Source organism: Microcoleus sp. CAWBG58 (genome assembly GCF_020883045.1).
Classification (GTDB): Bacteria; Cyanobacteriota; Cyanobacteriia; order Cyanobacteriales; family Microcoleaceae; genus Microcoleus.
Window position 1 is genome coordinate 1 of record NZ_JAHRFA010000155.1, and the last position, 6,778, is coordinate 6,778.

The 6,778-nt window shown below is 46.6% G+C and carries 5 protein-coding genes; 2 read left to right on the forward strand and 3 right to left on the reverse strand.

The window, feature by feature from the left end; all coding sequences use genetic code 11:
* Positions 1-338: 338 nt before the first annotated feature.
* Entirely contained in the window at positions 339-1,544 is a 1,206-nt protein-coding gene (locus tag QZ918_RS32625) for a 4-hydroxy-3-methylbut-2-enyl diphosphate reductase (RefSeq protein WP_293343122.1), read from the reverse strand.
* Positions 1,545-1,764: 220 nt separating this feature from the next.
* On the opposite strand from QZ918_RS32625, the gene QZ918_RS32630 reads away from it, so the two are divergent.
* Positions 1,765-2,154 (forward strand): GxxExxY protein, encoded by a 390-nt coding sequence (locus QZ918_RS32630; protein WP_293343125.1) that lies wholly within the window; start codon positions 1,765-1,767, stop codon positions 2,152-2,154.
* 328 nt (positions 2,155-2,482) lie between these two features.
* On the opposite strand, the gene QZ918_RS32635 is transcribed toward QZ918_RS32630, so the two are convergent.
* Both QZ918_RS32635 and QZ918_RS32640 read right to left on the reverse strand, forming a co-directional pair.
* Positions 2,483-3,928, reverse strand: a complete 1,446-nt coding sequence (locus QZ918_RS32635) for an ammonium transporter (protein WP_293343128.1) — start codon at positions 3,926-3,928, stop codon at positions 2,483-2,485.
* Positions 3,929-4,668: 740 nt separating this feature from the next.
* Positions 4,669-5,586: an SGNH/GDSL hydrolase family protein gene (locus QZ918_RS32640; RefSeq protein WP_293343131.1), complete on the reverse strand. Its 918-nt coding sequence runs from the start codon at positions 5,584-5,586 to the stop codon at positions 4,669-4,671.
* 369 nt (positions 5,587-5,955) lie between these two features.
* On the opposite strand from QZ918_RS32640, the gene QZ918_RS32645 reads away from it, so the two are divergent.
* On the forward strand, positions 5,956-6,705 hold the full coding sequence (locus QZ918_RS32645) for an RNA-guided endonuclease InsQ/TnpB family protein (protein ID WP_293343134.1): 750 nt from the start codon (positions 5,956-5,958) through the stop codon (positions 6,703-6,705).
* Positions 6,706-6,778 lie beyond the last annotated feature (73 nt).

The window sequence follows — 6,778 nt, forward strand, 5'->3', positions numbered from 1 at the left end:
ATTCTGTTGTTCTTCTGAGAGCATATACACTTGGGTTATGGTAATTTATCTGCTTTCTATTATACCATCAACTTGGCAAGGCAATTATTTAAGTATTTATACTCACTGCAAAACTGGGATGCTCCCCATATGAGGTACGCATAGGGCATAGGGCATAGGGCATAGGGCATTGGCATCGCACGCATACCTCACTTTTTTGAGAACCGCTATAATTTTCAGATAATTTTCAGCATCAAGATGGAATGAAGAGCAATTGGAGTCTACAGTCTGTTTGCGAGCGAGACGATCGCACTGCACGCCGAAAAAAAGGATTCCGAGTGCAGTAGCCAAGCAGAGAATTAGGCAATAACAGTGGCTTTCATCGCCAAAATGCGATCGATCGCATCCTCAACAACCTTATCAGGAGTCGAAGCACCCGAAGTCACGCCGACAACAATATTACCTTCAGGCAGCCAATTTTCAGTTACGACCAAATCCCCGCCCAAAGGCTTGTGTTCGATGCGATTTCCCGGTAGAATGCGCTCCGCAGAATCAATGTGATAAGAAGGAAGAGTTTTGTCGATCGCAATTTCCTGCAAGTGAGTAGTATTAGAAGAATTAAAACCCCCAATCACCAACATCAAATCCAACTTTTCCTCAACCAAACTCAACATAGCATCTTGCCGTTCCTGAGTCGCATCGCAGATAGTATTAAAACTCAGAAAATGTTCGTTAAGATTGGACGGCCCAAACTTCCGCATCATCGTCTTTTCAAACAACTTGCCAATATTCTCAGTCTCAGTTTTGAGCATAGTAGTTTGGTTAGCAATCCCGACACTTACCAAATCCACATCCGGGTCAAAACCAGCAGAACAAGCCTTGCTAAACTTAGCAATAAACTCAGCACGATCGCCTCCGTGCAAGATATAATTGCTGACATATTCAGCTTCCTGCAAATTCAGCACAATCAAATACTTATCAGCAAAAGAACTCGTTGCCACAGTTTCTTCGTGCTTGTACTGACCGTGAATAATCGAAGTATAATCCCTTTTTTTGTGTTTTTCAACAGTATTCCAAACCTTAGAAACCCAAGGACAAGTAGTATCAACAATCTTGCAACCCCTATCGTTCAGCAACTGCATTTCTTGCACGCTCGCCCCAAAAGCAGGTAAGATTACCACATCGCCACTATCCACCACAGAAAAATCTTTCTGCCCCTTTTCCACAGCAATAAAACCAACTTCCATATCGCGCAAATGCTGGTTCACAGAGGGATTGTGAATAATCTCATTAGTAATCCAAATCCGTTCCGAGGGGAAGTGCTGGCGAGTCTCGTAAGCAATAGCCACAGCGCGTTCAACTCCCCAGCAAAAGCCAAAAGCCTCAGCCAGCCGGATGGTGAGGGCGCCGCGTTGCAGCCTGTAATTGTTGTCGCGAATTTGCTGGATCAGGCTGCTTTGATAAGCTGTCTCCATTACATCAGCTACCTCAGCTTCGTGTCCGAAACCCTTGCGGTGGTAGTTTTCAGACTGTTGGAGCGATCGTTTAAAAGCTTTAGTATCCATGCGGTACCGAGTTCAAATCTAGGTTAATTACCTTTGATTTTAGAAGGCCTGGGTGCGATCGGGATTATTTGCTTGAGTTGGGAACAGCGGATATGCTGTTTGTATTATCAATGAGAGCTAAGAAGAAATGAACCGCGAAGACGCAAAGGACGCGTTCGGCGAAGCCGTTCCCGTTCCCCGCAGGGGTTCCCGAAGGGTAGGGTAGGAAGAAGAAAGAAGAATGAGACAGTTGGGCGAACAGGTGGAACAGTTGGCTTATAGAACGATTGGCGCCGCGATTGAAGTGCATCGGCTTTTGGGCCCAGGATTTTTAGAATCAGTGTACCAAGAATCCTTAGAAGTTGAATTTGGGATACGGGGAATACCTTGTCACCCCAAAAAGCCAGTAGCAATGACCTACAAAGGTCATCGAGTCGGGGAAGGTCAATTAGACTTTCTGGTTGGCGATATCTTAATTGTCGAACTAAAAGCCGTCGAAAAGCTAGCTCCCATCAACGAAGCCCAAGTTATCTCGTATCTCAAAATGACCAAAAACACCCTAGGCCTGCTCATCAACTTCAACGTTCCCATCCTCAAAGAAGGTATCAAACGAATAATTCTCTCATCTTAACCCTTCTTCCTCTTCTTCCTTCGCGCTCTTTGCGCCTTCGCGGTTCGTAAAAAAAAATTAAAAAAAGCGCCAGCAAAATCCTGACCACAGTCCGAACCAAGAAGGAATTAACCGCGAAGACGCGAAGGACACGAAGGAAGAGAAAGAAGAATGAGAAAGTTGGGTTATAGATTGATTGGGGTCGCGATTGATATCAAACGCATCCTTCTCTCATCTTAACTCTTCTTCCTCCTCTTGCTTCGCGCTCTTCGCGCCTTCGCGGTTCGTTAAAAAAAAAGCGTAGAGACGCAGATAACTGCACTCTACACGATCGAACTTATCGATAAAATCAACCGACCTTTTTCGGCGCAAAAGGAGAACCAGATTCAAAGGAACTGAAACCGCCGGCAAAATCCTCGCCGTAAGCTTCTTCGCCGTGTTGGCTGATATCCAAACCCTGATCTTCAACAGATGACGCCACTCGCAGTTCCATAAACGTCCCAAGAAGTTTGAGGATCGCAAAAGTGCCGACAGCAGCGAACACATAAGTAGCTAGAACGCCGACAAATTGGATTCCGAGTAACCCCGGATTTCCGGCAAACAGCCCGTCATTTCCTGCAGCATTAACGGCTTTAGTCGCAAACACACCAGTCAGCAGTGCGCCTACAGTCCCGCCTACGCCGTGAACCGGGAAGGTATCCAAAGAGTCGTCAAATCCCAGCTTAGCTCGCAAACTAACGGCAAAGAAGCAGCAAACTGAAGTGATCGATCCGATCAAAAGTGCTCCCACTGGCAGCACGAATCCAGCAGCAGGCGTGATGCCGACAAGTCCTGCTAGGAAACCGCTAGCAATTCCCACTGCTGTTGGTTTGCCTCTGAGTACCCATTCGACGATTGTCCAAGTTAAGCCGCCAGCGGCTGCGGAAATCATGGTGGTGACAAAAGCAACGGTTGCTAAAGAACCAGCACCTAGAGCGCTACCGCCGTTAAAACCGCACCAGCCGAACCACAGTATTCCAATGCCCAGGAGTACGTAGGGTACGTTGTGGGGGGTGTGGGGCTTGTTCAAATGGTCTTTGCGGGGCCCGATTACCCAAGCTACGACTACGGCTGATACGCCGGAACTGATGTGGACGACTGTGCCGCCGGCAAAGTCGAGAGATCCGATCGCCTGCAACCAGCCTCTGCCCCAAACCCAGTGGGCTAGAGGAGAGTAGATGAATGTTGACCACAGCAGCACGAACCAGAAGTAGGTTTTAAATGTTACCCGTTCGACGATCGCCCCGGAAATCAAGGCGGGAGTGATGATGGCGAACATCATCTGGTAAACCATGAATACTTGGTGCGGTATTGTGGGTGCGTAGCCGATCGGATCTGGTTTGTCGGCTGCGACGTTGTTCAAGAACATCCAGTCGAAGCCGCCAATGAAGGTTTCAAATCCTTTCCCAAAGCCTTCGGACACGGGGGTGGTAACGTCAAAGGCCAAACTGTAACCCCACAGCGTCCAGGTGACGCCGATCAGTCCCATCATGACTAAGCTCATCATCATGGTGTTGAGGACGTTGCGCGATCGCACCAGCCCTCCGTAGAAAAACGCTAGCCCGGGTGTCATTAGCAACACCAGTGCTGATGAGATCAACATCCAGGCTGTATCGCCACTGTCGATCGGATTTGCCGCCACCGCAGCAGCCGCAGGAGCAGCATCAGTAGCATTTTGAGCTAAAGCATTGTTCATCAGCGGCCAGCTTAACAGCCAAAGTGCTAGGATTCCGATCGTGAAACTTTTTTTGATCACGTTACTTTCACCTTCTCTCAAATATAATTAGCAATTTTCTGGAAGACCAAGCCGATTTTAGATGCGAGGATTTTAGATGCAATAGTTAATTTCGTTTTAAGTCCCTGTTGTAGCGGAACAAATCTTTAATAGATAATTCCCCAATCCTCAAGCCTCGGACTTGATATAGCCGGACTCATCTAAATTCGTCAAGTATCAATCCAATACTTTCCGCCTTTTGGATTCCACCATTTGTAACAACTGTTATTCTGTATCGTATTATACTAAATACCAAACATCATATTTCCTTAATCTATCCAAAGGTACTTGACATCACCCGTGGGAGCAGAGTAGTGCGAGGAGAGTTGGGGGAGAGGGTTCAACAGTTGACAGTTGACAGTTGACAGTTGACAGCGTTAATCAGTTGACAGTTGACAGTTAACAGCGTTAATCAGTTGACAGTTGACAGTTGACAGCGTTAATCAGTTGACAGTTGACAGTTGGGGTTCAACAGTTGACAGCATTAATTCAGTTGACAGTTGACAGTTGGGGGAGAGGGAGAGAGGGGGAGAGGGGGAGATTTAGGTTTTTTGGTAAAAGGCCGATCGCGTCAAGGTTAGAGAATTTTGCAAGGCAAAATTCTCTAACCTTTGCACTGTCTGGATTTGCGGGTTTTTAGGGAACTATACCTGTCGTATAAATTTAGGTTTCAGCGTCAGGTGATGTTGACAGTTAACTGTTTGCTGACAACTGACAACTAACTAATTTTTCAACTGCATTTGACTGAACATTTGCAAGGCCGATCGCCAAACCAGATAACCTCGCTCGTTAAGGTGTAAGCCGTCTGTACTGAGTTGGGTTGGTAAATTGCCGTCAGCATCCGCAAACAGTGGTTGCAAATCCAGATAGGAAGCATTTTCGGAACTAGCAATTTCTTTCAGTCGCCGATTGATTGCGCGAATCCGACTGTTGGGAATCGCTAATAGTCGATCGCGATTTTCCCAGGTAGACTGTTCCCCGCTGTGGGGCAAAATCGACTGCACCACCACTTGTGCTTTCGGGTGCGCCCACCGCAGATCGCGGATAATCTGTCGCTGGTTGTTCAAAATCCCTTCGTCGCTGGCCCCCCGCAATAAATCGTTAATCCCGATCATCACAAACACCGTATCGGGCAGAGTTCGATCGAACAACTGCAATCGCTTCAGCAAACCTACGGAAGTCTCCCCCGAAATCCCTTGATTCAGCCAAATGCGATCGGGCGGTAAGAGCTTCGTGGGAAACCACATACTCAAAGAATCCCCAGCCAAAACACTCAGTTTTGGGGGACGATTTGTGGCAGCGGCCTCAGCTTCGCGGCCCAACTGCGTCACCCACTGCTGGTAAGACCATTTGTGTCGGGGGCCTGCGGGGGGCAAGTCTGCCACTGCCTTTGCAGAGTTTGTCGCCGTCGGAGAGCGAATTAGTTCTTCCGTGCTTTCTGGCGTTAGTGCAGCGCTAGCAGGGAAGCTTTCAGTCAAGTTGTTTCCCCTACCGATTAGTTGAGCGACTGTGACGATTAGTACCGCGTTGGTGAGCAAAGATAGCAAAGCCCAAACCGGAACCGTTTTCGATCGGCTAACTTCCATCCCCAAGAGGGATTTATGAGTTCTACTTCTGCTAACTACTCCAAACTTCTCCATAAACTCAAGCGATTTGCAGGCACCATACTGAAATAATTGGCACTGATTGCTGCATCAAATTTTACCGTTCAATTTTCGCCTCGATTCTTTTAAGAATCAAGCACTGTGCTGTGTTGGGCGTGACGGCGATGCAGAACTTTGCTTTTTGGCACTACTGTACCACAAAAAATCTGACTGCCAAGCTTTCTGGTTCAGAAATCAGGCGATTTTATATTTTATATTTAAGATTTTAAATTCGGGAATGATTTACCTTTATGTCGAAAGAAGGATCGCACCATACCGATAGGTCGGTGTTGAGATGAATTTCGACCAACAAACAAACGTGCGCCAGCACACCTTATGGTAAAATAATCCCATAAGGTATTTTGGATGTTGGTCTTGTTTGTACTCGAAGCCAAGCTCAGAGGTTCTACAAAACAGTTTGCAGTCATCGACGAGATGATTCGCACTGCTGGTTTTGTCAGAAATAGTTGTATTCGCCACTGGATGGATAATCGCGGTGTCGGACAATACGACTTGTCTGCCCTTTGTGCGGTTTTGGCTCGAGAATACGAATGGGCTAAAAAGCTTAATTCTCAAGCCCGTCAAGCGTCTGCCGAACGAGCTTGGCAATCGATTAAGCGTTTTTATGACAACTGCCAAAATCCAGCTATCAAGAAAAAAGGTTATCCCAGATTCAAGAAATCGCGCTCTGTTGAGTACAAAACCACTGGCTACAAGCTCTCGCAAGATAGACAATCTATCACTTTTACTGATGGGTTTAAAGCTGGTAGTTTTCGCATGATTGGAGCAAACGATCTGAACTATTATCAATTTGAACAAATTAAAAGAGTTCGAGTTGTGCGTAGAGCAGACGGGTGTTATGCTCAATTTTGTGTTGCTATTAACCGAGTTGAAGAAGTTCAACCAACCGAGCAAATAATCGCTCTTGATGTTGGCTTGATGCACTTCTATACCGACAATCGAGGTAACAAGGTTGAAAATCCTCGTCATTTGAGAAAGTCGGAAAAAGCTCTTAAACGTCTGCAAAGACGAGTAAGTCGCAAGGTCAAAGGCTCTTCTAAGGTAATTGCTCAACTAGGGGAAAAAAGGGAGCCATCAATAGAGAGAGCTTGTTGAATAGATTGATAAGCAGTTAAACCCTGACGCTTGCCAGTATTGACAACTGAACGAACAGCAGCAAACAAATCTC

What these genes read in the sequence shown, in the direction of transcription:
- QZ918_RS32625 (WP_293343122.1), bottom strand. Translation starts at nt 1,544, where the DNA reads ATGGATACTAAAGCTTTTAAACGATCGCTCCAACAGTCTGAAAACTAC.
- QZ918_RS32630 (WP_293343125.1), top strand. Translation starts at nt 1,765, where the DNA reads ATGAGACAGTTGGGCGAACAGGTGGAACAGTTGGCTTATAGAACGATT.
- QZ918_RS32640 (WP_293343131.1), bottom strand. Translation starts at nt 5,586, where the DNA reads ATGGAGAAGTTTGGAGTAGTTAGCAGAAGTAGAACTCATAAATCCCTC.
- QZ918_RS32645 (WP_293343134.1), top strand. Translation starts at nt 5,956, where the DNA reads ATGTTGGTCTTGTTTGTACTCGAAGCCAAGCTCAGAGGTTCTACAAAA.